At 61.9% G+C, this 23,906-nt stretch carries 21 protein-coding genes and 2 pseudogenes; 11 read left to right on the forward strand and 12 right to left on the reverse strand.

Annotated elements, in window-relative coordinates; all coding sequences use genetic code 11:
• Nucleotides 1-12 precede the first annotated feature (12 nt).
• A pseudogene (locus tag JRN21_06280) lies at nt 13-1,353 on the forward strand (hypothetical protein).
• Nucleotides 1,354-1,393: 40 nt separating this feature from the next.
• On the forward strand, nt 1,394-1,891 hold the full coding sequence (locus JRN21_06285; protein MDG6988918.1) for a Zn-ribbon domain-containing OB-fold protein: 498 nt from the start codon (nt 1,394-1,396) through the stop codon (nt 1,889-1,891).
• Nucleotides 1,892-1,900: 9 nt separating this feature from the next.
• On the opposite strand, the gene JRN21_06290 is transcribed toward JRN21_06285, so the two are convergent.
• Nucleotides 1,901-2,815 carry a branched-chain amino acid transaminase gene (locus JRN21_06290; protein ID MDG6988919.1) on the reverse strand — a complete coding sequence of 305 codons (915 nt, stop codon included), beginning with the start codon at nt 2,813-2,815 and terminating at the stop codon, nt 1,901-1,903.
• A gap of 93 nt (nt 2,816-2,908) precedes the next feature.
• On the opposite strand from JRN21_06290, the gene JRN21_06295 reads away from it, so the two are divergent.
• A complete protein-coding gene (locus tag JRN21_06295) occupies nt 2,909-4,087 on the forward strand; it encodes an acetyl-CoA C-acetyltransferase (GenBank protein MDG6988920.1) in 1,179 nt (392 codons plus the stop codon).
• Here JRN21_06295 and JRN21_06300 read toward each other — a convergent pair.
• Nucleotides 4,068-5,723 (reverse strand): long-chain fatty acid--CoA ligase, encoded by a 1,656-nt coding sequence (locus JRN21_06300; GenBank protein ID MDG6988921.1) that lies wholly within the window; start codon nt 5,721-5,723, stop codon nt 4,068-4,070. The genes JRN21_06295 and JRN21_06300 overlap by 20 nt on opposite strands.
• Before the next feature lie 333 nt (nt 5,724-6,056).
• Between JRN21_06300 and JRN21_06305 the strand changes: the two genes are divergently transcribed.
• The 4 genes from JRN21_06305 to JRN21_06320 all read left to right on the forward strand — a co-directional run bounded on the left by JRN21_06305 (nt 6,057) and on the right by JRN21_06320 (nt 9,231).
• Nucleotides 6,057-6,560, forward strand: a complete 504-nt coding sequence (locus JRN21_06305) for a hypothetical protein (GenBank protein MDG6988922.1) — start codon at nt 6,057-6,059, stop codon at nt 6,558-6,560.
• Nucleotides 6,561-6,824: 264 nt separating this feature from the next.
• Nucleotides 6,825-7,940, forward strand: a complete 1,116-nt coding sequence (locus JRN21_06310) for a DUF373 family protein (GenBank protein MDG6988923.1) — start codon at nt 6,825-6,827, stop codon at nt 7,938-7,940.
• A 3-nt stretch (nt 7,941-7,943) separates the two neighbouring features.
• Nucleotides 7,944-8,726: a di-trans,poly-cis-decaprenylcistransferase gene (gene uppS, locus JRN21_06315; GenBank protein ID MDG6988924.1), complete on the forward strand. Its 783-nt coding sequence runs from the start codon at nt 7,944-7,946 to the stop codon at nt 8,724-8,726.
• A gap of 40 nt (nt 8,727-8,766) precedes the next feature.
• Nucleotides 8,767-9,231: a hypothetical protein gene (locus JRN21_06320; protein MDG6988925.1), complete on the forward strand. Its 465-nt coding sequence runs from the start codon at nt 8,767-8,769 to the stop codon at nt 9,229-9,231.
• Here the strand turns inward: JRN21_06320 and JRN21_06325 are convergent.
• Nucleotides 9,228-9,623 (reverse strand): hypothetical protein, encoded by a 396-nt coding sequence (locus JRN21_06325; GenBank protein MDG6988926.1) that lies wholly within the window; start codon nt 9,621-9,623, stop codon nt 9,228-9,230. The genes JRN21_06320 and JRN21_06325 overlap by 4 nt on opposite strands.
• 89 nt (nt 9,624-9,712) lie before the next feature.
• On the opposite strand from JRN21_06325, the gene JRN21_06330 reads away from it, so the two are divergent.
• Nucleotides 9,713-10,390: a hypothetical protein gene (locus JRN21_06330; GenBank protein ID MDG6988927.1), complete on the forward strand. Its 678-nt coding sequence runs from the start codon at nt 9,713-9,715 to the stop codon at nt 10,388-10,390.
• Here the strand turns inward: JRN21_06330 and JRN21_06335 are convergent.
• Complete coding sequence (locus JRN21_06335) at nt 10,387-10,800, reverse strand: NUDIX domain-containing protein (protein ID MDG6988928.1); 414 nt, start codon at nt 10,798-10,800, stop codon at nt 10,387-10,389. The two genes, JRN21_06330 and JRN21_06335, sit on opposite strands and share 4 nt — an antisense overlap.
• A 123-nt stretch (nt 10,801-10,923) precedes the next feature.
• Here JRN21_06335 and JRN21_06340 point away from each other — a divergent pair, with 123 nt between their 5' ends.
• Together JRN21_06340 and JRN21_06345 are read left to right on the forward strand one after the other, a co-directional pair.
• Nucleotides 10,924-11,241, forward strand: a complete 318-nt coding sequence (locus tag JRN21_06340) for a helix-turn-helix transcriptional regulator (protein ID MDG6988929.1) — start codon at nt 10,924-10,926, stop codon at nt 11,239-11,241.
• A gap of 84 nt (nt 11,242-11,325) precedes the next feature.
• Nucleotides 11,326-12,387, forward strand: a complete 1,062-nt coding sequence (locus tag JRN21_06345) for an inositol-3-phosphate synthase (GenBank protein MDG6988930.1) — start codon at nt 11,326-11,328, stop codon at nt 12,385-12,387.
• On the opposite strand, the gene JRN21_06350 is transcribed toward JRN21_06345, so the two are convergent.
• Genes JRN21_06350 through aspS form a run of 3 tightly spaced genes read right to left on the reverse strand, consistent with a single transcriptional unit; the run spans nt 12,362 to nt 19,011 of the window.
• The gene (locus JRN21_06350) at nt 12,362-15,088 is read right to left on the reverse strand and encodes a hypothetical protein (protein ID MDG6988931.1); all 2,727 of its coding nucleotides are present in this window, start codon (nt 15,086-15,088) and stop codon (nt 12,362-12,364) included. The genes JRN21_06345 and JRN21_06350 overlap by 26 nt on opposite strands.
• A gap of 52 nt (nt 15,089-15,140) precedes the next feature.
• Nucleotides 15,141-17,672, reverse strand: coding sequence for a DNA repair and recombination protein RadA (radA, locus tag JRN21_06355; GenBank protein MDG6988932.1), 2,532 nt, complete (start codon nt 17,670-17,672; stop codon nt 15,141-15,143).
• A gap of 37 nt (nt 17,673-17,709) precedes the next feature.
• Nucleotides 17,710-19,011, reverse strand: coding sequence for an aspartate--tRNA(Asn) ligase (aspS, locus tag JRN21_06360; protein ID MDG6988933.1), 1,302 nt, complete (start codon nt 19,009-19,011; stop codon nt 17,710-17,712).
• Between the two features lie 181 nt (nt 19,012-19,192).
• Here aspS and JRN21_06365 point away from each other — a divergent pair, with 181 nt between their 5' ends.
• A complete protein-coding gene (locus tag JRN21_06365) occupies nt 19,193-20,068 on the forward strand; it encodes a hypothetical protein (GenBank protein MDG6988934.1) in 876 nt (291 codons plus the stop codon).
• Here JRN21_06365 and JRN21_06370 read toward each other — a convergent pair.
• The 5 genes and pseudogenes from JRN21_06370 to JRN21_06390 all read right to left on the reverse strand — a co-directional run bounded on the left by JRN21_06370 (nt 20,040) and on the right by JRN21_06390 (nt 23,895).
• The gene (locus tag JRN21_06370) at nt 20,040-21,203 is read right to left on the reverse strand and encodes a hypothetical protein (GenBank protein MDG6988935.1); all 1,164 of its coding nucleotides are present in this window, start codon (nt 21,201-21,203) and stop codon (nt 20,040-20,042) included. The two genes, JRN21_06365 and JRN21_06370, sit on opposite strands and share 29 nt — an antisense overlap.
• Nucleotides 21,200-21,820 carry a TIGR00296 family protein gene (locus JRN21_06375; protein ID MDG6988936.1) on the reverse strand — a complete coding sequence of 207 codons (621 nt, stop codon included), beginning with the start codon at nt 21,818-21,820 and terminating at the stop codon, nt 21,200-21,202. The genes JRN21_06370 and JRN21_06375 overlap by 4 nt, the downstream gene beginning before the upstream one ends.
• A 28-nt stretch (nt 21,821-21,848) precedes the next feature.
• Nucleotides 21,849-22,268: pseudogene (locus JRN21_06380) on the reverse strand (hypothetical protein).
• A gap of 58 nt (nt 22,269-22,326) precedes the next feature.
• A complete protein-coding gene (locus JRN21_06385; GenBank protein ID MDG6988937.1) occupies nt 22,327-23,418 on the reverse strand; it encodes a tyrosine--tRNA ligase in 1,092 nt (363 codons plus the stop codon).
• A gap of 27 nt (nt 23,419-23,445) precedes the next feature.
• A complete protein-coding gene (locus JRN21_06390; GenBank protein MDG6988938.1) occupies nt 23,446-23,895 on the reverse strand; it encodes a COX15/CtaA family protein in 450 nt (149 codons plus the stop codon).
• Between the last annotated feature and the right edge of the window lie 11 nt (nt 23,896-23,906).

Below are 23,906 nucleotides of genomic sequence, written 5' to 3' on the forward strand. Positions count from 1 at the left end.
GTGACTAGCCAGAGGAAGGTCTACGTCATCTCAGGCGGGGTCACGAAGTTCGCCAAAGCCCACCCGGACATGGACTTCCGACTGATGGTGAAGCGGGCCTTCGACTACGCCATGAAGGACGTCCCTGACCTGAAGGCGTCAGACATCGAGAGCAGCAGGATATCATACTTCTCCGACCACTTTGCGAGACAGCTGAAGGCCGCGTCCATGGTGCAGGACTACCTTGGCCTGAACCCCAAAGACTCGAGGAGGGTCGAGTGGGGAGGAGCGACAGGGGGCCAGGCAATACAGGCGGGGTGGGAGACGGTCGCGAGCGGCAGGAACGACGTCTGCCTGGTCGCAGGGTTCGAGACGATGTCGCACGTGGAGACCTGGAAGGGGAACGAGTTCATCGCCCTGGCTTCAGACACCAACTTCGACTATCCGGTGGGAGGATTCTACACGGGGTACTACGCGCTGATGGTCCAGAGGCACATCTACGAATACCTCAGGAGGGGAAAGTTTGCTGACATAAAGGACGAGAGGAAGGCGCAGAGAGTCGCCACCGAGGAGGCGAAGAGGCTGATGGCGATGGTGTCTGTGAAGAACCATGTGAACGCACTTCACAACCCCTACTCTCAGTACCCCGAAAAGCTGGCCATGAAGGAGGCGATGGGGAGGGAGATGATCGCGTTCCCTCTGAACAGGCCTTCCATCTGCACCATGAGCGACGGCGCGGCCGTTGTGATCCTGGCGTCTGAGGACGTCGCTTCCAAATACACCGACAGGCCCGTCCTGATAAAAGGGGTCGGCTGCGGCACTGACACGATGAGGCTCGCCGACAGGCCCCATGGGAAGGTCCCCCTCTTCTCCTGGGAAAGGGCGGACGACTACGGGACGCTGAAGTATCCTGGCGTCCACTCGTTCAGGGCCGGCAGGGCCGCCGCCCTGGAGGCATACAAGAACGCCGGGATCACCAACCCGAAAGAAGAGCTCGACTTCGTCGAGCTCCACGACGCCTACGCGAGCTCTGAGATTCAGACCTACGAGGACATAGGGCTCTGCAGGTACGGCGAAGGTTACGACTTCGTCGACCAAGGGCACCCGTTCCTCGAAGGGATGGACTACGGATTCAACCTCCCCCACAAGGGTACCATGCCTGTCAACCCGTCCGGAGGGCTGATCGCCTGCGGCCACCCGGTCGGCGCCACGGGGATCATGCAGGGCGTGTTCGCCCTCTGGCAGCTGCAGGGTACCATAGGGAAGCACTTCGGGGACGACACCCTCCAGATCAAGGACGCGAAGAGGGGGCTCATCCACTCGCACGCGGGGACAGGGAGCTCGGTGACAGCCACGATAATGGAGAGGGCGTAAGATGCCGGAGCCAAAGAAGTTCAGGAAGTTCAGGGACGTGATGAAGGAGGTCAACAAGAAAGGCGCCGCCATCTATGAGAACCCGGCGGGGACACACGACCTGGTCGTCCTCTCACCATACAGCATCAACTACATCCACAGCTATGCGGAGGACACCCCTTTCTTCCTCGGGCTGGCAGAGGGGAAGCTCATGGGGAGCGAGTGCAAGAAGTGTCATTACAGGTACGCCACCCCCCGCAGCCACTGCATGGAGTGCGGGTCGGAGACGGAGTGGTCCGAACTACCGCTCGAGGGAAGGGTGCATTCGTGGACCACCTGCTACTTCGGGAGCGAAGAGTTCTTGAAAGAGACGCCATTCAACCTGGCCCTCGTAGAGTTCGACGGGGTGGACACTCTCTTCCTCTCGAGGCTGAAGGGGGCGGAGGAGAAGGACATCTACATCGGCATGAAGGTCAAGGCTGTGTTCAGGAAGGCGCCGAAGTACCTGGTCTCAGACGTGCACTTCGTGCCTGCAGAGCCGAGACCCGGGAAGAAGTGACGTGAGCCTCTAGGGGTTCACGGGGGTAAGCCACTTCGAGTAGCGCTTTATCCTTCCGTGGACGGCTCCGTCGTAGAGCTTGGCAAGCCGGTCTGTTATCGGGGTCCCGTTGTCTCCGATCTTCCTGCCGTCTACCTCGCTCACCCTCGCTATCCCGGCCGCAGTCCCGCTGAAGAACACCTCGTCTGAGGTGTAGAGCTCCTCCTTTGTGGCGTCGTTTCTGTAGAACTGAATCTTTTCGTCCTTGGCGAACTGGATCACCGTGTCCCTCGTGATCCCCCTGAGTATCCCCGAGCTCGCCGGGGGTGTGCTCAGGACCCCGTCCTTCACCCTGAATATGTTCTCCCCGGGCCCCTCGGCCACCATCCCGTTGGTGTTCAGGAGAATCGCTTCGTCGTACCCGGCGGAGAGCGCCTGCATCTTCGCCAGGGCGGAGTTGGCATAGTTGGCCGCGCACTTCGCTTGGACAGGCATGGCCCTCGAGTCGATTCTTACCCAGCTCGAGATTGTCGCCCTGACCCCATTCTTCGACGTGTCGCCCAGGTAGGCACCCCACTCGAATGACGCAATGGCCACGGAGATCTTGCTGGTCAGGGGGTTGAGCCCCATCTCGCCGTAAGCGGTGAAAGCGATGGGACGGATATAGCACTCCTTCGCCGGGTTGCTCCTGACGAGCTCGACGCACGCCTCCGTGATCTCTTTCGCCGAGTACCCCAGGTCCATCCTGTAGATTTTGGCGCTGTTCAAGAAGCGCTCGACGTGCCCCCCGAGTCTGAAGATGGCCGTGCCGTTGGGGGTGTTGAAGGCCCTGATGCCTTCAAAGATGGCCATCCCGTAGTGCAGCCCGTGGGTCAGGACGTGTATCTTGGCGTCGTCCCAGGGGACAAGCTTCCCGTCCATCCAAATCTTGCTCTGGGCATTCATTATGAACCCGGGCCCTTCTCCGACTGTATTTAGGGAAAGCGCTTTCCCCGACGGGCGTCGTTTATTACCCAACCTTGCCGGAGCGTTGGGGGTATGGCCGACCCTGTGATACTCTCCGCCTGCAGGACCCCGATAGGGAAGTTCGGGAGGAGCCTAGTCGGCGTTGCGGCTACCGAACTTGGCGCCCTCGCAATCGAGGAGGCCATGAAGAGGGCGAAAGTCGCCCCCGACGAGGTGGACGAAGTCGTGATGGGGAACGTGGTCTCGGCGGGGCTGGGCCAGAACCCAGCGAGGCAGGCTGCGGTCCATGCCAAGGTACCTTTCGGCGTCGGGTCGTTCACGGTGAACAAGGTGTGCGGCTCAGGGCTGAAGGCGGTGATGCTCGCCGCGCAGTCCGTGAAGGCAGGGGACTGCGAAGTGGTGGTGGCGGGCGGGATGGAGAACATGAGCAACGCCCCCTACCTAGCCAAGGGGGTCCGCTGGGGGACGAAGTTCGGGGACGCGAGGCTCCTCGACGGCATGATAACGGACGGGCTCTGGGACGCTTACCATAACTACCACATGGGGATCACTGGGGAGCTCGTAGCCAAGCGGTTCAGAATCGGCAGGAAAGAGGCAGACGAGTTCGCGCTGTCGAGCCACATGAAAGCCGCGAGGGCGTCGCGGACCGGAGACTTCGAAGATGAGATAGTGAAGGTGAAGATAAAGAGAGAGGATGGAGAGATAGCGGAGTTCTCCAAGGACGAGTGCATCCGCGGGGACACGACGATCGAGAAGCTCTCCGGTCTGAAGCCGGTGTTCAAGCCGGGCGGAGTCCTCACCGCGGGGAACTCGTCTCAGCTCAGCGACGGCGCCTCCGCCCTCGTCGTCGCTTCGGAAGAGGCGGCGGACAGGCTGGGAGTGAAGCCTCTCGCGAGGATCACCGGGTACGCCACCGGTGGGCTGGAGCCCGCCAGGGTGATGGAGGCGCCCATCCCCACCACCAAGGCGCTGCTCAAGAAGGTCGGACTTGGGGTGGGCGACATAGACGTCTTCGAGCACAACGAGGCCTATTCGACCGCTTCGATCGCGGTCCGAAGCGCGCTCGGGGTGGACGAATCGAAGTTCAACGTCTGGGGGGGCGCCGTGGCCCTGGGCCACCCCATAGGGGCGAGCGGGGCGAGGGTGCTGACGACTTTGATATACGGGCTGAAGAGGAGAGGAGAGAAGACAGGGCTGGCGACGCTCTGCCTCGGCGGCGGGAACGCGGTCTCTATGGTTGTGGAGGGCTGAGCTCCCGGAGCTTCCTCCGGAGCACCTTCCCTATGAGCGTCTTCGGGAGTTCCTGGACGAACTCCACTTCCTTCGGGACCTTGAACCTGGCCAGCTTCCCCTGACAGAACTCGACCACATCCTCTTGGGTCGTCTTCTTCGACGGGTCCTTCAGCACAACGAACGCCTTGACAGCCTCTCCGCTGAAAGCGTCAGGGATGCCCACGACCCCCGCCTCCTTTATGTCCGGGTGCTCGAAGAGGACGTCCTCCACTTCCCTGGGATAGACCTTGAGGCCCCCGACGTTAACCATGTCCTTCTTCCTGTCCACGATGTAGAAGTATCCGTCAGGGTCCATCTTCGCGATGTCCCCGGTCAGGAACCAGCCGTCCTTCAGGACCGCTTCAGTCTCGGCCTTCTGGTTCCAATACCCCTTCATCACCTGCGGCCCCCTGACCGCCAGCTCGCCGACCTCCCCTGTGCCGAGCACCTTGTTCCTGTCGGCCAAGTCTACTATCTTCGCGTCTGTCTCCATGAACGGGGGCCCGATGGAACCGTCCTTCACTTCGCCTCCGCTCACCGGGTTACAGTGGGTTACAGGGCTGGTCTCGGAGAGCCCGTACCCCTCCACCAGGCTCGCGCCGGTCAGCTCGATGAATTTCTTCCTGACCGCGGGAGGGAGGGCGGCCCCTCCGGAAAGGCAGGCGCGGATCGATCTTAAGTTGTATTTCCCTGCCTCGGGCTTGCTGTTGATCGCTATGTACATGGCCGGGGCCCCCGAGAAGATCGTCACCTTCTGATTCTGTATCGTCTTCATGACTTCCTCCACATGGAAGCTGGGGAGGAGGACCAGGGAGGCCCCGGCGGCGATCGGGGCGAGCATGGTCACGGTGAGTCCATAGATGTGGTAGAGCGGGAGGACGCAGAGCGAAACGTCTTGCTCGCCTATCGGGAACAGGTTCATTCCGTAAATCGCGTTGGACACGAGGTTGTAGTGGGTGAGCATGGCGCCCTTGGAGACCCCTGTGGTCCCTCCCGTGTACTGAAGCACCGCGACGTCGTTGACGGGGTCGACCTTCGCGTACCCGACGATGGGCCGGTTGGAGCGGACAAGCTGGACGAAGTCCACGGTGTCCGGCCGCTGGACGTCCTTCACCCCCGCCAGCCCTGCCAGCCTCCTCTTCAGCGGAGGGAGGTAGTCCCCGACTCCCGTAGCGACGACCGTCCTGAGGCTGAGCCTCCCCCTACACCCTTCCAGGCTCTTGAACAGGTCCATCCCCTTCGCTATGGTCCTGCTCGCGACCACCACTTCTGCCCCGGAGTCCCGGAGTTGGAATTCAAGCTCCCTCTCTTTGTACACCGGGTTGCACATGACTGCGACCGCCCCAGCCTTCAGCACGCCGAAGTAGGCGAACACGAGCTGCGGGATGTTGGGGAGGAAGATGGCGACCCTGTCGCCCTGCTTGACCCCGAGTGACTGCAGGGCTGACGCGAACCGGGAGGAGATGTCGTCAACCTCCGCATAGGTGAAGTCCCTCCCCTGATAGTGGAGGCACCGGTTCGCTGGGTGGAGCTTCGCGGAGTCCGTCAACAGAGAGTAGAGTGGCCTGACCTCAGGGCGGGGGGCGGAGTACCTGGTCCCGACCTTTGCATTCATCCAGGGACGTGCGGGCGTCGCCTGCAACGGCTCCCTTCGGCCGCTCTGCTTGACTTAAGCGTATCCCCTACACAGTCGGTGCTGCTCGATGGACGCGCGCCGGTGAGGCTGCGGGAGCGCGTTCGGGCTTGCAGTGACGCACGGTCGGCATAGGCAGGAAGACACCGAGCCCCGTCTGCCTCGCAACGCGAAGGCTCAGAAGGTGCAGGAGCGCTCGGAGGGCGTGGCGCGGGCGGGCTTACATAGGCCGAGCAGCCCACCACTGGAGATAAGGGCTTGAAGCCGCAGACTTGGCTTTTGATTGAAGTTCTCAACCGTCTCGCCAGTCGAGGGATGCAGATGGTGGGCCTCAGGGCTCTAGAAGAGATTGCTGCGTCCTACCCCCTCCGAGGCATAGACCTAGAGGGGAAGACGGTGATTGACGTCGGCTGTGACTGGGGAAACTCCCCTCTTTACTGGCGTATGCGGGGGGCTTCGAAGGTCGTTGGTTTCGAAGCTGACCGCAAGAGGATAGCTTGGATGAAAGCTCTCCGCTCGGAGCCTTGGTTCGACTTCAGGGGACCGTGGAGGGGAGAGACGCCCCCCGGTGACGTCTTCAAGATCGACTGTGAAGGGTGCGAGACGAACCTGGACATAGAAGCGCTCCGACAGTACTCCCTCTGGTTCGTAGCAATCCACCCATCGTCAGTCACGGCCAAGCTGGGCCTTCCTGAGACTGTCGGCCTCGCTCCTAGACTGGAGGCCATCGGTGGGGAAAAGGTCTACGCGGTTCCTGGCGAGACCATGTACCGCGGAGGTGACCTTGCCAGGTCTCTGCCGCCCCATCGCGCCAGGTAGCATCTGACCGGGCTCCGACAAAGTTCGACCGTGACCCGCGCCCAGCTGGAGAGCGTGGCGCGTTACTTTTCTGGTCACTGGGCGCGACGCTCAGTCCGAACAGCCCCGTCGAGGACGAATGTCTACGCCACGAAGCCGGACGGCCGACATCTGGACGAGAGGATGTCAGTCCTCGTAGATTTTCAGAGGAGCGTGGATTGTGACGCGAGCCACCGCCCAATCTAGCCTTAAGTATGAACATGGAAGGTGCCGAATCTGGGCGAAATGTCTCAGGCGGAAGAGAAGTACCTCGTCCTCTGCGTCGACAGAGACGACGACCTCGGGACCAAGGCCAAGGTGAGGTCTCCGGTGGTAGGCAGAGATGCCGCACTAGGTGCGGCTTCCAAGCTCGCGCTCGCCGATCCAGAGGAAGCCGACGCCAATGCGATATTCGCAGCCGTCAAGAAGTACGACGAGCTCACGCACGCGAAGATCCGTTGCGAGGTCGCCGTCGTCTGCGGAGACCCCAACAGGGGGTTCGAAGCGGACAGGAGACTAGGGAAGCAGATCTCGTTCCTGCTCCAGGGGTCTGACTACTCGGGGGTGGTGCTGGTCTCCGACGGGGGGGAGGACGAGCACGTAATGCCCATCATACAGAGCATCAAGCCCATCGTCTCCGTCCAGAGGGTGACGGTGAAACACAGTCAGACCGTCGAAGAGACATACGAAGTCCTGGGGAGATACGTAAGGATGCTTGTTTACGACCCGCACTACTCGAAGTACGCCCTCGGGGTCCCTGGCCTTGTCCTTGTCCTGGCGGGGATACTGATAGTCGCGAACAGGACCCTCGAAGCGGGCATCGCCAGCCTGCTCGTCATCGGCGGCGCGTTTTTAGTCCGGGGCTTCGGGATAGACAGGACCGTCACAGGGCTCCTCCACAGAGGGCCGACAGGGTTCCTCCGCTTCTTCTCGCTGGTAGCCGGCGTCATCGTCGCCATCGCAGGCCTGTTCACAGGGTATGTGACTATGCCCGTCAGCATGGTCAACCTCGTTACCACCCAGCCGAGTGAGATACTGGTGTACGGCGGCGTACTTGCGGGATACTACCTCGGAGGGAGCCTGGACCTGGTGTGGGCCGGCATTGCCATCTACACCGCGGGCGCCCTCCTTTCTCACGTCGCCCGCGAGAGCGCCCGGTGGACCAGGGACGCATTCGTCCTCGTGATGCTCGGGATCCTCTACCTCCCGCTGCAGACCTTCTCGGTCTTCCTGGTAAGCGGGACGGCCAGGTCCACTTTCCTCCTGGTCTCCGCGGTTCTCATAGGGCTGGCCGCCATATTCGCCCTGACAAGCGTGATATATCCGCGGATGCGGACGAGGGGCGCAGCCGAAAACGAGTAGCACATGTTGGAGTCAGCGCTCAGGTATCTGGGAGCCTACAAGGTCTACGAGAAGAGGCTCAAAGCCCAAGTCAAAGGGGAAGAGATTCCGGGCCACATCGGCATCATCCTTGACGGGAACAGGCGCTGGGCCCAGTTCCAGGGAGTCTCCCAGGGATTGGGGCATGAAGAGGGGGCGAACCGGGCGGAGGAGCTGCTTGACTGGTGCCATGAGCTTGGCATCAAGACGGTGACCCTCTACGTCCTCTCGACCGAGAACCTGGACCGGACCCCCGATGAGCTGAGGGAGCTCTTTGTGCTCATCGAAGCCAGGCTGAGACGGCTGCTCAGCGACCCCCGGATAGTCAGGTACAGGGTCAACGTCAGGGCGATAGGGCACCTGGACCTCCTCCCCGGCTCCATAGTTGACCTCCTGCGGGAGATAGAGAGGAAGACGGCCGAGTACAGCGACCACTACCTGAACATCGCGGTCGCCTACGGAGGGCGCGCGGAGATAACCGACGTGGTGAGGTCGGTTGCACTGGACGTGAAAGAGGGGAGGCTGAGTCCCAGGTCGATAACGGAGGAGACCGTTTCGAAGAGGCTCTACACCGCCTATCTGCCTAACCAGGAACCCGACCTGATAATCAGGACGTCAGGGGAGGAGAGGATGAGCGGCTTCCTGCTCTGGCAGGGGGCGTACTCTGAACTGGTCTTCGTCGACGTCTTCTGGCCTGCGTTCCGATACATCGACCTTCTGAGGGCGGTCCGTACCTATCAGAAGCGCAGGAGAAGGCACGGGAAGTAAGGGAAAGATTATAGCCTGACTTCACGAGAGGGATTCTGAGATGAAGGTAACCCTGGGCACGTTCAAGGACAGCGGGGACGACCTCGCCGCGTTCCTGGAACCAAGGGTCGGCGCCAAGCCGTCGCTTTCCGGAGGGGTCATGGAGATCGACGATGGGGGTCTCAGAGAAGGGGTGAAGCCACGTCATGTGAAGACGTACATTAAGCGGTTCCTCTACATGAAGGGGGCCAGAAAGAAGTACAGGGTCTTCGTGTCAGGGAAGGAACTCACCATACAAGAGATAGTGGTGGGAGAAGAGGCCGAGGAGGAGAAGGAGAAGAAGGAACCTAAGAAGGAGGTAGAAGAGGAAAAGGAGGTAACCGACGAGAAACAGGAGGAGGCGGAGGCCCCTGCCGACGCGGAGGCGGAGGAGCCTTCCAAGGAAGAGGCAGAAGAGCCGAAAGCGAAGCCGAAGAAGGCCGCACCAAAGAAGCCTCGGGCCGCCAAGAAGAAGTCGGAAGACTAGCCTCTTACCCTACCCTTCCTCACCCGCTTCAGCCTTTCTCTCCTGAGGAAAGCTCTCAGATAGTTCCTCGCGTCCCTTAGGTCCCTGAGCGCGAGTCGGAAGTCCCCAAGCGTGAAGCTGTCTGCCCCCTTCGACAGGCTCTTCAGAGCGAACTGCATGGCCTGCCTCTCGTCGGGAACGGCGTATCTCCCCAGGGGGATGAACCGGCCTGGGTTCTCCTCCTCGATCTCGAGCCTGATGAACGCGATGCTCTTCTCTATCCTGGCGTAGGCGGCCCAGACCGACCTGACCTGCGCGGCTGTCGCCTCTCCCGATAGAGACCTTGCAACAGACTCCAAGGCTGCCTTCGCTTCGCCGAGGTCTCCTGCGGTCTCGGCTCTCCACTCGCTCACGGCCCTCTCGTCGACTCCCGCGGAGAATCCAAGGAGAGTCGCGTTTGGTCTCCGATTATTTATAACCAAGACGGAGGCGGCGGTCTTGTTTGCCGAAGAAAGACGAAGCAAGAATCGGCGGCGCTTGCTATGTGGGCCTCGATTCGATCCTAGACCTCGGAAGGCTGTCCTGTGCCCTCGAGAGGGCGCCATTTCCCCTCTTCGCTTTCAAACAGGGGAAGACAACGAGGATCGCGGCTCAGGCAGACCTGTTCATGGGGACCCCCATCTTCTACTACTTCGACAACGGGACGGTCGACGAGTTCCTGGCCTACAGGACTGCAGGTGACGGCGAAGAGGTCGTGTTCGTCAACTCGGCTGCGAACGCCTCTTACCTCTACGCCCCGATAATCAGGGTCCAGAAGATGGCGAAGCCGCTCGAAGAAAAGGACGGGTTCCAGGACAAGTTCATGTCCGTGGAGGTCGAGAACGTGTCTAGCCTGGTGAAGGTAGGCGCATACAAGACCCTCTTCGAGGAGCCCCCTCTCCCGCTCTTCGGGTTCCGGGACGGCTCAGGCTGGGTCCTGGGGACCTTCGCGCGCATCGACGACTACGAGGAGGCGTCCATCTTCTTCTACACCAGGGTCAAGGAGGAACCTTCGGGCTTCATCAGATACACCTACGACAGGATTACTGAGACGACCTACGTGAAGCGGACAGACGAGCCCGGGTACCATTACATCAAAGTGGTGAAGCTCGCGGGTCCCCACCCCCTGGTGGAGTTCTAAGCCGCCCCGCTGACGAAGCGTTCGGCCTCGCTCAGGGTCACCTTCGAGTTGTCGTAGGAAGCCTTCAGCACAGCCTCCTTGTATGCGAACCAGCCGAACCCTTGATGCTCGAAGGATATCCTGACCTTTTCTGTGCTCGTGGACGCCAGCAGGTAAACCACCTGCTTGTGTATGTTCTTCCTGTCCCTCCTGTAGTAGTACTCGATGATCTTCCTGAACCCTGGCAAGATTCTGATCTCCCTCAGCCCCGTCTCTTCCTCCACCTCCCTCATCACCGTGTCGAGCTCGGTCTCCCCTTTCTCCACGCCCCCTTTGGGGAAGTCCCACCTCCCTCCGTTCTGGAGGAGAAGGTACCGCCGCCCCCCGGGGGTGTCTCTGAAGACGACCGCCCCGGCAGACCTCTCTTCCATGCGGTTGGGACCGCGGAGCGAAATTATTTAGGGTTCCCCCGGCAGACTCGCCAAACCGTTTTAACCGCGCCGAGGGGCTGCAGGGGCCGCCGGGTTGGACCGCGAACGAGCGACGAGGGGCAGTTGCACTTCCTAGAGAGGCTGAAAGAAAAGGTCCAGAAGGAGAACCTCTGGTTCTTCATCCTCGTCCTCCTCTCGAAGGAAGAGAGGTACGGGTTCGAGCTCAGGCGGCTGATCAACGAGGAGTTCGGGTTCTGGAGCGGCAACGTGACCGCTTACCGGGTCCTGTACGATCTGGAAAGGTCGAAGCTGGTGAAGTCCGAGACGAAGGACAGGCGGAAGTATTACACGATAACACGCCTCGGGCGGAGGGAACTCGAAGAGGCCAAGGAGTTTCTGAAGACCCTGACAGCCGAGCATCCCTGGGAGGCTGGGAGTTGAGGCGCTCCGACCGTCTGGAGGGGGAGTTATTTTACAACAGTAAAATAGTGGGGAGAACCACCCCGGAGACCAGGTGATTCAGGGCTGGCAAAGATCAAGGTAGCCATAGCCGGGGTCGGGAACTGCGCATCGGCGCTCATCCAGGGGGTCCAATATTACTCGAAGAAGGGGGCGAGCGAAGGGCTGACCTATTGGGACGTCGGAGGGTACACGCCGAGGGACATCGAGTTCGTGGCCGCCTTCGACGTCAACTCGAAGAAGGTGGGGAAGGACCTGTCGCAGGCCATTTTCGAGCATCCGAACAACACAGAGAAGATCGTGGACGTGCCCAAGCTCGACGTCCGGGTGAAGAAGGGGCCTGTCCTCGACGGGATAGGGAAGTACCTGAAGGACGTGGTCGCCGTCTCAGGCCAGCCAGACCAGGACGTGGCCCGGGAGCTGAAGGATAGCGGAGCTCAGATGCTCCTGAACTACCTCCCCGTCGGGAGCACGGCGGCGACGGGGATGTACGCCGAAGCGGCCCTGAAGGCTGAGGTCGCGTTCGTGAACGCGATCCCGGTGTTCATCGCGTCTGAGAAGAGGTGGGCAGACAGGTTCGCGGCGGCGGGGCTCCCGGTGGCCGGTGACGACGTCATGAGCCAGGTAGGGGCCACCGTGCTGCACAAGACCCTTGTGAAGATGGCTGTCGACAGGGGGGTGAAGGTCGACGAGACGTATCAGCTCAACATTGGAGGAGACACCGACTTCCTCAACATGCTCGAGGAGAGCCGGCTGAAGGACAAGAGGGAGAGCAAGACGAGCGCCGTGAGGGCGATGTCTCCCTACGAGGTCCCTACAAGGATCGGCCCAAGCGACTACGTCCCCTTCCTGGACAACGACAAGGTCTGCTACATCTGGCTGAAGGGGCGGTATTTCGGGGGGACGGTCGTGAAGATGGACGTCAAGCTCCACGTGGTCGACGCCTACGACAGCGGCGGGGTGATGGTGGACGCGATAAGGGGGACGAAGATAGCGCTGGACAGAGGGGTCAGCGGCCAGCTTGAGAGCCTGTCGGCGTTCTGCTTCAAGCACCCCCCCAAGCAGATGCCTTATCCGGCCGCCAAGGCCGCCTTCGAAGAGTTCACTTCGGGGAAGCTGGAGCGGTAGCCATCCTTCTGAGGTAGAAGGCGACCGCCAAAGTCACAAGCAGGATGAACCCGGTCGGGATGATGTATCTGAGGAGCACGTTCTCCGTTATCACAATCCCAGAGTTCGCAGGGACGATCCCGTTCACGGTGCTCCCGCCATAGACGAAGGTCAGCTTCGCGCCGCTGAATGGCACGCTGATCCCTGAGCTCGCCACCGCGGTGGCGTTTGCCGACGCGCTTCCGTGGGGGGCCAGAGACCCGACGTACACCGTCATGTCCCCGGATGTTGCCTGGGCGTTCTGCAGCTCTGACAAGGCAATCCCCGAGGGCAGAGGGAGCGTGAAGTTGACGTCAGAGACCTGCAGCCCCGAGGGGTTGGTGATCTGGACCAGGATCTTGAATGGCTTCCCTTCTTCGGGGGTTGTCGGAGTAGAGGCTACAGTGACCGAGAGAGGCGGATAGACATAGATGTGCGGGACTGGGCTGTCCAGTGTGAACTGCGTGCCACCGTAGTAGAAGGTCGCTGAAAACGGCGTCCCGGAGAGGTTCCCATAGATCTGCGAGGTCGTGACCCGATAGGAGAATGTGACGTTCCCTGAGCCTGGGATGGACCCAGCCGTCTGGACCAGGGAAGGCGCATTGCTTACCACGTCGAAGGTGTCGGCCGAGGCTTTCACGGAGGCGTTGAACAGCGGCGCCGACCCCTGATTGGTTGCGAGCACTGTGACGAGAGACGACATCCCGCCGAACAGCTGAGCCGGGGCATAGAGCTTCTCCAGCCTCAGCCCGGCGCCTACGGCGACCGGGTTGGAGTACCCCGTGATTCCGGTCCCGGCAGCGACTGAAGTGAATTGAGCCGGAGGGAGGACGAAATTGAGTCCGGTGGTGAGGTTGTACGTCATGGAAGACCTCACGGCGGTAGAGACATTTATGGTCGGGAAGGCCACCGTGATGACATCCCCGCTGCACGACGTTCCGTTGTTGAACGCCTTCCCGCACCCCAGGCTCGGCGGAACGTCGAGGGTCGCCGTGAAGTTTGTCACTCTGACGAAGGAGAAATCAGACACGGTGAAGGTCAGCGTCACGTTCATCTGACCGTTCGAGAGCTGGGAGATGCCGACCCCCGACGTCATCTGCGGGAAGCCGATTTGCATGCTCGTCTGCGAGAAGTAGTCCGTGAACACGTTCGACGTGGCGTTCAAAGCATTCCCGCTCGGGTCCTGGTAAGTCACCCCGTAGGACTTCGCGATGAAAACCCCGGTGAGGCCGGAGGCCTTCTGGGTCACGGTCACGTTGGCAGTCCCTCCGTCCGCCGCGAGCCCGGCTACCGACTGGCCCCCAGCCACCACCGACAAAGCCGGCAGCGTCCCGACGTTGACGAGCTTCAGGGTCAGGCTCTGAGCCGTCCCGACAACCTTTCCTAGGGGCCCGGACGGGACGACTACTGCATAGACCACCGCGTCGGCCTGGTTAAGCGAAAGGCGGATCGGATTGAGGGTGGCGGTCGCGTTGAAGGTCGCCTTCCCCAACTTGTACTGATACCTCACCGTCGATGCGGGTATCGTAACCTGGCCAGCTGACGACCCGGAGAACTCGAGCCTGTACACCGGAGTGATGGTCTGCCCAGGTGAGATGGTGGAGTTGGTCACCGAGTAGTTCCCGTCGAGGTAGGTGAACCCCGAGGTGGAGTTCCACCAGTTGTCAGAGAAGGTCAATCCTGTGACCGCTGTGGAAGTGGATAGGTCCCTGAAGGTGAGGGTGACGGCCAAGTCGGTTCCGCTACTTCCGCCGTTCAGCACGCCGACGTCTACCGCTCTTGTCGCGAGCAGCGGTGCCGGCTGTTCCGCTACCGTCGCGTTGAGCCCGAACACCCTCTCCCCTGGGGCGAGGGAAAGCGAGTAGGACCCGGAGTGCGATGCTACATCGTTGGTGACCGATCCCGCTCCCGTCGAGCTGACTGACCCTGCCAGGGCCCTCACCTGGATCGTCGAAGAGGAGCTCCTGTTGGAGGCCTCCAGAGATGCTGCCGAGCTCCCGAAGTAAGACAGGATGGCAGGGGCGCCCGCCGAAGTCAGAGCCGAGGTGCTGATGGAGCCCACCAGCAGCGTGCGGCTAAACCCGGACGAAGTGGCGTTCCCTTCCAGAATGACGAAAGGAGAGCTGGTCGAGAGCCAAGACGAGGTGGCTATGTCGGCTGCGAAGCCTCCCTCGGAGGTGGGGAGGAGGCGGAGAAGTGTGGCCGGCATCAGGCTGGCGAATGACACAGGGCTGTAGAACGAGTAGACCCCTGACGAGTTGCTCATCGAGACGAAGTCGGTGAGCAAGTAGGAATCCGCGGCTGCCGCTGCCGCGGACGCGTGCGCATAGGTGTCGGCTCCCACGGTGAAGAACATCCCCTGCGACGGGACGTAAGGGAGCCCGAGCGCGCGACCCGTCAGGTTGTACCCGCTGGGCCCGAAGACCTGGAAGTCAGACAGCCAGCCGGCGCCGTCGATCGCGGATATGTTGTACCAGCTTATCCCTGGGGTCGACTCCAGAGCGGAGAGGTGCCCCGTTCCGTTTATACCTCCGAAGGAAAAGTACCAGAGGGCATCAGACCCCGCGATGTAGACGTTGAGCTTCTCGGAATAAGGCGTCTGGGCGTAAGCCTGCTGAAGCGGCAGGGCAGACAGCAGCATTAGGGCAACGACGGCGAAGGCGAGCAGCCGATAACGCTTCAAACGAGACAGGGGTGGGCGCCCGGTTCACCATATAAAACCGTTGGGCGGTTTCTCACTTCTTTCTGGTGCTTTCTTCGGAGGGGTCGTCTACCCCTCTGTCGTTCAGGACGAACACCGTATCCCTCTCGGGGTGGTAGGGGCTGTCGACCATCCGGGCGATGCGGTTCTTGGCGGCCTTCCTCAGGTAGATTCTGTAGGTGCTGGTATGAGCCACCACGTGCCCCCCCGTCGGCCTAGTGGGGTCCCCGAAGAACGAGTCCGGGGCCGCCTGGACCTGGTTCGTGACCACCACGGCGATGTTGTATATCTCCGCTGTCCTGAGAAGCTGATGCATGAAACGGTTGAGCCTCTGCTGCCTCTCGGCGAGGGTCCCGCGCCCCAGGAACTCCGCCCTGTAGTGGGCCACGGCACTGTCGAGTATGACCAACCTCACTTTGTTCGGTTCGATGATCCTGCCCAGGTCCTTGACGATGAGCTCCTGGTGGGCGCTGTTGTACGCCCTGGCGACGGTTATCCGTGAGAGCACCTTCTCCGAGTCCAGCCCCCTGGCCTCGGCTATCTCCTGGATTCTCTCCGGGCGGAACGTCCCTTCGGTGTCGATGTAGACCGACCCGGCGTCGAGACCTCCTTCTCCCCTAGGCTGCTGGGCCATCACGCACAGGGTGTGGCAGATCTGGCTGTTGTGGAGAATAGTGGGCATGTTACCGCTGACGAAAGCGTGGTCTCCTGGGACCTCGAAGTCGTACACGTAGTCGTCATACCGCTCCTCCTTGATTTCCATCACCGTGTCCCAGTTGAACTCCATTGCCCGTTCGACTGTAGCGACGGTGTCGTTCAGGACCCGGATTCTACGTTCGGCTTCCTTGGCAACGGCGTTCCTGAACGCTTCTACTTTTTCCACGGGCAGTCCGCGGCTGAAGTAGTTGTTGAAGCCGGCCTTCGACAGCCCCATCTGCGAAGCGAGGGAGCTTGTCGGAAAAGGAAGCGAAAGGGCATACCTTCTGAACTCTGCCCTCGATGTCAGCCTTGCCTTTTTGACGCCTTGCAGAACCAGGACCATCTCGCCTGATATCTGCCTTAGGGATCCGGTCACCGACCTCGCTAGTTTCTCGCTCAACCCCTCCTTGGCGTGCGCCGACCTGGTCAAGACCTCGTACAGGGCCCTGCTCCTCCGGAGGGCGGCTGTCCGTTTCAGGCGCCTGGAAGAGACCGCCGCCTTGACGCAGGCGCGGAGCAGGTCGCCCGCGGGGACGCGGTCTTCGCTGCGTCCTGTCCGTGAGCGAGGAGTCCTCTTGCTTTTGAGCGGAGTCCGGGATATCTTCTCCCTGTCAAAGCCTGCAACCCGGAGTCGGTAGCGCTCCCCCGTAGCCGACTGCTTGGCGCCGAAGGTAGACGCGACGCCGAGCCTTGACAGCAGGTAGGAGACACCCTCAGTAAGCTCCTTGCTGTTCGACGACGCCTCAATGTCGTCTCCTTTGGCGCGCCCGTCTCCTTCAAAATACCCTGAGAGGAAATGGCGGACAGTCTCGTCGCAACCGTTGAGGACGCAGTCTGGGACGAACTTTGTGGACGAGTCACACTCGGCCAACCCGCCGAGGAGGGATTTCACGGGACTCTGGAGCAAGACCACGGCTGAGTGATCGTCTCCTCGCGATATTGTCGGGGCGAAGCCAAATCTGCGATTCAGGTAGTCCTTGGTCCACCGGATTGGTTCCGAATCTGCGCTGGTGATGGACAGAGTGTCCTTGGTCCCCCCGGCGGCATAGAGCCCTAAGAAGAAGGCGTCATCGTTTGACACGTCTGCCCTGCCTGGCAGGACGAGTCGCCTAGGCGTCGCTATCTTGTCGCCCACTGACAGGGCACCTGAAGGGACCCATCTGATCCCTCCCCCAGAGAGGACCATCGCCATGTGGGGCTTTGCGAGTCTCAGCAGCCTGCCCTGTTCGGTCTTGACGGCCAGGACTGATCGCACGCGCTCGCGATAGAGGTACGAAGCCGGAGTTAGCGTGGAGTCGAGCCCCACGACGTTCACCCCTTTCAGGGGGACGACGGAACCAGCATCCAGCGGCTCCTCCCCGTATATCGACCTGTACTTCTCGTAAGTCGTGGAGATTGGTTCAAAGTGGATGTTGGCGTCGTTGCTGTAGAAGACCCGCGTGTCCCCTGCGACGCATTTTCCGCTGCCGAACTCCCCGAAGAACTCCGTCATCGCCCAGGTCTCTATCCCCCCGCCGAGCAGATCGTCTAGGTTCTTCGAGCCCGTCGAGACCCTGTCGATGGCCTTCCTCTTCACGAGCAGGTCGGCGGCATTGATGAAGTCAGGCTCCAGACGGTTCAGCTCCACCAACTTCTTCCTCGCCTTGTTGTTGAGCTCAACCGCCTTCGAGACGTCTATGTCGACCGCATCAGCTATGTCCATCGGACCAGCGGTGGCCAGGTCGAGCACGGTCTCGATGCCCGCGTCCTTCAGCTTCTGCTTCGTGGCGGGTCCGACCCCCGGAAGGGTGTCGAGCTCAAGATCCTCCTCGGTGGTCTTCACGTCATCCTCGGCTCCGTCCTTCTTCTCCACCTTCGCCCCAGCCAACTTGACTCGCGAGCGTCGTCAGGTAGATAAGTCTGCACTAGGGGGAGATCCGTGAAAGTGTTCTGGGGAACAGGCTCGCGGACCTGATGTGCCTGAGGCCTGCAATCCACCTCGTGGTCCGCTCGACCCCGATGCCGAATCCAGAGTGCGGGGGCATCCCGAACTTCCTGAGCTCCAAGTACCATGAGAAGGACTCGGTCGGGAGGTCCTGCTTCGCTATCCTGTCCATCAGCTGCTGATAGTCGTGAATCCTCTGACCGCCGGTGGCGAGCTCGCCGATTCCTTCTGGGGCTATCAGGTCGGCCGACTTCGTCACCTTTGGCCTGTCCTCGTAGGTCATGTGGTAGAAAGAGCGGGCGGTCAGAGGGTAGTCGGTCACGAAGAATGGCGAGTCCTGGGTCAGGCTAACCGCTCTCTCCGCCTCAGTAGGGAGGTCATCCCCCCACTCGAATGGGAACCCCTTCTTCTCGGCCACGGACCTGGCCTCGTCGTAGGTCATCCTCTGGAAGGGGACGTCCGGCTGCTTTATGGTCCGGCCCAGGACTTTCAGCTCCGCCTGCCTATTGGCGATTACCCGCTCTACCATCTTGGACAGCAGCCCCTCCTGGACTTCCATGTTCTCCTTTTGGTCTGCGAACGCCTGCTCGGCTTCGATCATCCAGAACTCGGTAAGGTGCTTGGCCGTCTTCGACTTCTCCGCCCTGAACGCTGGCTGGAAAATCCATACCTTCTGCAGCGCCGGGAGCGCGGCTTCCTCGTAGAACTGCGCGCTCTGGCTGAGGTTAGCCTTCTTGCCGAAGTAGTCCAGAGAAAAGAGGGTGGACCCTCCCTCCACCGCAGCCTGCACGAAGGTCGGGGCGCTTATCAGCTGGAACCCGTGGTCCCTGAAGAAGTCGAAGGCGGCCCCTATCACTTCCGCCCTTATCCTCATGGTCGCGATGGCCTTGGGCCCCCTGATGCTGAGGTGGCGCTTGTCGAACAGGTACGAGGCAGACTTCGCCGCGGTGCGGGTTATGGGCCAGGTTTCGGCTGCAGCCACCACCTCGAACTCCCTGGCAGAGATTTCCTTTCCTCCGGGAGCCCTACGGTCCTCTCTCGCGTCACCCCTGACGGCCACGGCGGTCTCCAGGGTCGCTCCCCTGGCTGCTTCGAACGCCCCCCCTGGCGAGCCCTTTCTGGCAGACACCTGGATGTATCCCGTGCCGTCACGTATCAGCGCGAACACGAGCCCCCCTACGGTGTGCTTCCGGGCGACCCATCCCTTGACTTCGACCTCGCCGCCGGATTTGCCGGCGAGGATGTCCGCTGCACACGCGCGTGCGTATCGGGAGCCCTCCATGGTTAAGGAGGGCTGTGCGGCACGTGCTAAAAGCGTGATGCGGGAAAAGCTCAACGTTAAAGCGGGCACAGAGGACGCCGGACAGCGGTTGGAACGAAGGGCCGCTATTCTGCGGTGGACGGGATCGGGGCGCCTAGCCGATCTGATTTCAACGGTTGAATTCAAGCTGAGAGTCGGACGTGTGGTAGGCGGCGTCCGGGCTGCCGGGTCCTCGCTGGTCGTGTCCGGTCCCGACCCGGTCCGCGTCTGCGCCCTCTTTCAGCACTTACCTGGGGCGTCGTGGCTCGCGGCCGGATACGAGGTCCGGACCGTCGGCGAGGCCGCGAAGGAAGCGGGAACGCTCGCCTGCAGGTACCTCCGCAGGGGGAGCCGCTTCGTCGTAGAGGCTCAGGGAGGGGCCGTCACCTCCGCCGACCTGGCAGGGACGGTCACGGCGAAGATCCTCGACGCCGTACCGGGCGCGAGGGTTTCTTCCGAGTCGCCCGAGATTACGTTCAGGGCCGCGATGGACCGGGCCGGAGGAGTTGTGGGGGTGGAGGTCTTCCGGGGCCCGGGAGGGGTACCCACAGGGAGGAAGAGAGTCGCCTGTCTAGTCTCGGGAGGGAAGCACAGTGCCGTCCTGGCGTGGTACGCCGTGCTCATGGGATATGCCGTCACTCTCGTGCACGTGAAGTCAAACGACGAAGGCACGATAGCCGCAGCGAAGCTCTACTCTGAGCTTTCTCACCGCGCCGACCCCAGGGGCCTGAAGCTGGTGGTACTGGAAGGATGCCCGGTGCCCGCAGCGGTGAAGGCGTACGTTTCCGATGCTGAGACCCCGGTCTTCGGGGGTTTCACCGCCTCGGGCAGCGGACCGCCCGAGTGGGCGAGAGGCGTCCAGCAGAACCCCCTTTTCCTACTGCCAGAGGAGGAGTTCGAGCCTCGGTTCGTTGCTCTGGGGATTGGAAGCGTCGGCGGAGCCACAGACTGGGGTGTCAGAGGGGACCATGAGTATCTGCGGAAGGAGTTCGGAGGTGTCACCGCCGACGTCAGCGAGGTCCTCGACCGGCTAGGGTAGAAGCCTGGAGGGCGCCGACTATGGCTGACGTGGCGTCGAAGCCGCGTGCGTATCTCCCCAGGCTCGAGGTCTTCCGCTTGTACTCCCCGCCCAGGAGCGCTGCCAGGGACCTCGCAAGCACGTCAGTGGTGAGCTGGTCCTGGCTGATCATGATGGAGACCCCGAGCTTGGACGCTTTCTCGGCGTTCCCCTCTTGCTCCGGCTGGTTAGGGATGGGTACCAGAAGAGACGGCTTCATCGATGTTATCGACTGTCCTATGGTCCCGTGCCCCGCCCTGGAGACCACCGCGTCACAGCTCTCGAAGTAGAAGTTGGCCAACGGGCACCACTCGTAGTACCATCCCCCTCCGATGCGGCGCGGCTCCTGGGCGCCCTGCGGGTCTCCCCCTGAGACGACGAAGACATACCTGTCCTTGAGCTCCTCTGCAATCCTAAGCCCGGCCCTCAGCAGCGGCGACCTAGTCCTCGGAGGCCCGGAGACCTGCCAGAAGACCTTCGGTCGGGGGTCGCCTGCCAGCTCTTCTGCCGCAGCATCCGGAGCATGGTCCTCGGTTGAACTCAGGAAGCCTACGTACCGCACCTTCTCCACCTTGCTCCCCCAGAGGTTCCTCTCGCTGATGGTGTAAGGGGGAGGGAGGTCGGGGATGAGGATGGCGTCGCTGAACTCCCAGGACCGCCCCATGACCTCTGAGGTCCCCACGGAGAGGAGCTTGCGGAGCGTTCCGGTCTTCACGTTCGAGCTCGTGAGGTTGAGCTGATTCAGGACGGTGAACACAGGGAGCCGGAGGACCTTTCCGGCGAGGACGGTGGAGAGGGAGGAGTCGCTCAGGACCGCGTCCGCGCCGAACATCTCGATGTTCCGCACCTCCAAGGCGAGCTGGCGGTAGGTCCTGGCCAGGATCATGGGCGACTCCAGGAGGGTCTCCTTAACTTGGAACTCTCCGTTATCCGAGTACTTCACGTCGGCCAGGGGAAGGCTGTTGCACCTGTACCCCCTCCCCGAGATGTAAGACGCGACCTCTCCCGAAGAAGAGAATTCGAGCTCGGCGCCCCTGGCGGTCAGCTGTCTCGCGAGCTCCAGCATCCTGCTCGCGTGGCCGAGCCCAGAGCCGAAGCAGCCGATGTAGACCTTCAATTCCGTGTCGCTGGGTCCGCCCTCGTAACGTCTCCCCTCGGCCTAGACTCGGAGAAGATGTCCGCCTGGAAGGTCTGGACGTTGGTGGCGTTGTCCAGCCAGGCGTCCATGGGGAGCCCCGCCTTCTCGCAGGCCTCGGCGAGGAAGGTGTCCTGGTCCCACCCCTGTTCGGTAGCCACCTGCGGGAGCAGGAGGCCGCTGCAGTTCCGGTTCGAGACGATGAGGCCGTCTCTGCCTATCCTGATCATCGAAGGGAAGTCCTGCCGCCTCGGAGCCGTGAGGACTTCGGGGAGGGTCAGGATGCTGACTTCGACTACTATCCGGTCGAGCTCCCCCGGGTCCACGGGAGAGGGGAAGCGAGGGTCCTCGGACGCATACACCGTCACGTCCCTGATCGCGTCTCCGAGGGGCTTGATCGGCTGAGGATAGCCGATGCACCCTCTGAGGTGCTTCACGCCGGCCTCCTGGACGTTCAACGTGACGAACACCCCTCGCTTTTCCGCCAGGAGCCCTGAGTCGCCGCCTTGCTTCGACGGCCTTGCGTGCTTCACGTGTGCTTCGAGGGTCTCCCGCGCGAGGGCCACCGCTCTCCTGCCTTCTTCGAGGCTCACCGCCAATGCGATTCTGCCCGAGGCGGCGGGCCAGCGACCTTAACTTTTTCCAGTGACTCCCCCGCCAGTAGAGGTGCCCGCAGTCGGAGCACCTGAAGAAGAGCCTGTGCCTCACTCCTACCGTCCGGGGCACTTTGCCGGCTACCTCGCTCTTCGGTACTGCTTCGAGCCGTCCGCCGCATATGGAACAGAGCGGCGGGCCCCTGACCAAGGCGATCCCGAGTTCGAATGCCGCGTCCGCCAGAGAGGCAATCCTGGCAGGGTCATCCGACCCCCTGATCAGGATAGCCGGCACCCCCTTCCGTCTGGCCCGCAGCGCGAGCTCGCGGTCTGAGGTCAGTATGACCCTTCCTTCCGCCCCGGCGAGCTCGATGAGCGCAGAGTCGTCCCCGCTCCTGAAGTAGGCGGTCTCGAAACCAAGAGCCCTCAGCTTTCGGGAAAGTGATCCGAGCATGGCGTCGGCTATGAAGCTAGCCTTCCTTCCGTGCGTGCCTGGAGCCAGGGGAGGCCGGCTATCTGGTGGTCTCGGCTGCCCTGACAAGGTCGTAGAGCCTCCGCGCGGCGGGGTCTTTCACGAAGTGCTCCCTGATGGGCGAAACCATCTCGTCCAGAGCGGCGGCCACCCCCTTCTTCAGGTCTGCCGGGTGCAGCCCCCCGGCTGCGTAGCTCTCTTCGAGCTCCCTGGCTGAGTGATACTCCACGGTCCCCCCGTACTTCTCCGGCCTCTCGATTCTGAGCGACTTCATCTTCCTGAATATGATGTACCTGCAGTACTCGACGAGGACGTTCCCTTCCAAGACCCTCGGAGGACAGTAGGCCGAGTTGATCTTACTGGCAATCTCCCCCTGCGAGTCGTGGACGAATATCGACGTCTCGGGCCTGCTCTTGCTCATCTTACTGGCTATCTCCGCGTCCAGGGCGGCGTTCTCATCGAACAGGCCGTCGGGCTCTTTCTTGCCCTGCAGCCCTATCAGCATGTGGTGGTGGACCGCGACAGGCTTCCTCCACTTCAGCTTCTCCGCGACTTCCCTCGCAAGGATGTTGGCCCTGCGCTGGTCCAGCCCGAGCTGACAGATGTCCACGTCCAGCCAGAATATGTCGGCCACCTGCATCATGGGGTAGAGCAGCTGGGCGGCCTGTATCGACTCCTTTGAGGTCCTCCCCGCGATGGTCAGAGCCCTCTGCGCCCTGGCCAGGGTGAAGTTCTGGGCGACGGTGACGACCTTCTTCCAGTATTCTTCGTTCCTCGCCGCATCGCTGGTCCAGAGTATGTCGACCTTGCTCATGTCGACCCCGGCTGCCTTCCACACTTCTACGAAGTATCGACCCACGTCCTGTATCCTGTCCAGGTCCCCGCCCATTTTGTTGTTCACCCAGGCGAACCAGTCGGCGATCCAGAGCTTCATCTTCACCCCCGCCTTCTGCATGTCTTCAACGAGGATGGGGCGGAGTACGCCGAAGGGGAGGTGGGCGAGGCCGCTGGGCTCGAACCCGTCGTAAGCTGTCGGGTGCTGGGTCGTCTCGAGCAGGTGCCGCAGTTCGGGTTCGGTGATTATTTCCTCGCCGACACCGCGGATGAGTCTGAGCCTTTCCTCCAGGTCCAACGCGTTTCTAGGGCCTGCACACCGTTGTTAAAGGCTTGGAGGCCCACGCGACCTTGCGAAGGCAGCGACCGTCACCCCGAAGGTGAGTATCGCCACAGCCTGGTGTGCCGTCGTGGTGAGTGGGGCCTCCGACTGGGCGATCACGAGCCCTCCCAGCATCACCTGGGCGATGATCAACCCCATGGCCACGTAGACCGCCGTCTTTACCCCCCTGTCAGCGTCCTTCGCCCTCCAGAAGGCGATGGTCGTCAGAAGGAGGAAGAGCGTCGAGAGGGCGGCGAAGATCCTGTGTGTGTACTCCATCATGGGCGCGAGCTGCAGCGGCGGGAAGAGACCCCCCAAGCACGTGGGCCAATCCTGCGGGACGCTCGAGCCGCATGCGCCTCCGAAACCCGCGACTGTCACGTAGGCTCCGACCACGATAACCGTGAAGAGTGAGAACACCGAGAGAAGGAGTAAGACGTACTTCGCTTGCATGCTGCGCCCCT

The organism is Nitrososphaerota archaeon, assembly GCA_029785825.1.
GTDB lineage: Archaea > Thermoproteota > Nitrososphaeria > Nitrososphaerales > Gagatemarchaeaceae > UBA183.

Excerpts from the sequence above, each read along its gene's own strand:
- JRN21_06300 (MDG6988921.1), bottom strand. The coding sequence starts at position 5,723 with ATGAATGCAAAGGTCGGGACCAGGTACTCCGCCCCCCGCCCTGAGGTC.
- JRN21_06310 (MDG6988923.1), top strand. The coding sequence starts at position 6,825 with ATGTCTCAGGCGGAAGAGAAGTACCTCGTCCTCTGCGTCGACAGAGAC.
- JRN21_06305 (MDG6988922.1), top strand. The coding sequence starts at position 6,057 with ATGCAGATGGTGGGCCTCAGGGCTCTAGAAGAGATTGCTGCGTCCTAC.
- JRN21_06390 (MDG6988938.1), bottom strand. The coding sequence starts at position 23,895 with ATGCAAGCGAAGTACGTCTTACTCCTTCTCTCGGTGTTCTCACTCTTC.
- JRN21_06290 (MDG6988919.1), bottom strand. The coding sequence starts at position 2,815 with ATGAATGCCCAGAGCAAGATTTGGATGGACGGGAAGCTTGTCCCCTGG.
- aspS (MDG6988933.1), bottom strand. The coding sequence starts at position 19,011 with ATGGAGGGCTCCCGATACGCACGCGCGTGTGCAGCGGACATCCTCGCC.
- uppS (MDG6988924.1), top strand. The coding sequence starts at position 7,944 with ATGTTGGAGTCAGCGCTCAGGTATCTGGGAGCCTACAAGGTCTACGAG.
- JRN21_06320 (MDG6988925.1), top strand. The coding sequence starts at position 8,767 with ATGAAGGTAACCCTGGGCACGTTCAAGGACAGCGGGGACGACCTCGCC.
- JRN21_06295 (MDG6988920.1), top strand. The coding sequence starts at position 2,909 with ATGGCCGACCCTGTGATACTCTCCGCCTGCAGGACCCCGATAGGGAAG.
- JRN21_06335 (MDG6988928.1), bottom strand. The coding sequence starts at position 10,800 with ATGGAAGAGAGGTCTGCCGGGGCGGTCGTCTTCAGAGACACCCCCGGG.
- JRN21_06285 (MDG6988918.1), top strand. The coding sequence starts at position 1,394 with ATGAAGGAGGTCAACAAGAAAGGCGCCGCCATCTATGAGAACCCGGCG.